Below are 1,439 nucleotides of genomic sequence, written 5' to 3'. Positions count from 1 at the left end.
GGCCAGAAGTGCACACTCGCAAACTCAACCGTGCACCAGGTAGGCCCCTGACGGAACCCGATATCGCAGTTTCTTGCATTTGCCGGGTGCGGGCTGATGCCCCGGCGGGCGATCAGGAAACCAAATTCGGCATTTGCCCGGAGGCGGCATATGGCCGCGGGGAATCTCAACCTCAGCATACGCCCGCTCTGGCTCGACATTAGCCATTTGCAATTTTCCTTCGGGCCCGGCTCTGCCATCCGTCGGTGCTTCCCCAACCCGATCTGTCTCTGCGACAGTGAAGTTGCCAGCGTCGTGCCCAGTGACCGGAGTGGATTGTTCAGCAACGGCCTTTTCTGCTTCGCGGCGCCTTTGGGTATCCTCTTCCAGCCCCTTCTGTACTGCGACCAGATCCTCTTTGGCATTGGGTGGGCTACCCGAAGACTGGGCCTGTTGCGCCGCCTGGATCAATTGGAAGTTGCGGTTGCGCAACTCGACGTTGCGACCGACCCGCATGTTCGAGCGAGCCGCCAGGGTTYCAGCCTGTTGGTACTGCCCCTGCTGAAGACGCAACACACCGAGGTAATGCAGCGTCGCGGGATTGTTCGGCTGGATATGCAGAGCACGCTCCAACGTGGCGGCGGCCTGGTCCAACTGGCCATTTTCATACTGCCGCGAGGCTGTTTCGATCAGGGTGGTCGATGCGCTGTTACTTTGCGCGGGCGCTCTTCGCTCGGCAGCAACCGAACAAAGCGACGCGACGGCGCAGAACGCCAGGATGAGACCTGGCAGAAAACGCTTGGTTGGCATCAGTGGCGGACGCTGGCATGCCAGCGAAGGTGGCCTTGAATTGTCCATCTATCTTTCGGGCCTCTTCGCTGGCAAGCCAGCTCCTACAGTAAAACAGACCATAGCGCTGTTCGGCATTTGCGATACAGGGCCGCTATTGACCTGGCCAATACCCTGAAGTTCCTGCCGCAACGGCCGCCGCAACCAGTATCATTTTTTACCACCCCAACATCTAAGCATGATCTGTTGCTGCACTTCACGCTGGGCAGAAAACGGCCAGAAGCAGACCTGAAAAACCTTTGACGTGCGTGGATGCCATCTGAATTCGGCACACTCGCCCGTGCGCGGGTCCTGGCCGCGCTCGGGGTGTCATCACAGACTATTCTTGATCTGGGTAACCGACCGGTCGCACCGAAGGAGGTCAGTCGTTTATGCACTGTGTCCTTTTCGAAATCCGCCGCGGTTCGATCGGATGCAGGAAGGCAAATCGATCCGCGCGGCCATGGAGTTCCGACGAACTACCGGTCTGGGGCACGGCCCCAGGCACTTTTGTCTGACACCCTGAAACGGAGACGCCAGCATGAGCACCTTGCAACTTCACCCTGCATTGGACAATGGCATACAACCCGCCGCCGCGAATTTCACAGGTGGCACCCTGCAATGCCTGTGTG

General features: G+C 59.0%; 1 protein-coding gene and 1 pseudogene. One reads left to right on the top strand and one right to left on the bottom strand.

Annotated features, from left to right (window positions below; all coding sequences use genetic code 11):
* Positions 1 to 24: 24 nt before the first annotated feature.
* On the bottom strand, positions 25 to 789 hold the full coding sequence (locus ACXRVY_RS29020) for a tetratricopeptide repeat protein (protein WP_458238958.1): 765 nt from the start codon (positions 787 to 789) through the stop codon (positions 25 to 27).
* Between the two features lie 559 nt (positions 790 to 1,348).
* Between ACXRVY_RS29020 and ACXRVY_RS29015 the strand changes: the two are divergent.
* Positions 1,349 to 1,439, top strand: a pseudogene (locus tag ACXRVY_RS29015) (S-(hydroxymethyl)glutathione synthase); the annotation flags it as partial.

It is taken from the genome of Pseudomonas sp. P5_A2_2, from assembly GCF_054177685.1.
The sequence above is the reverse complement of the archived record's forward strand: the minus strand, read 5'-3'. Positions and strand labels throughout refer to the sequence as shown.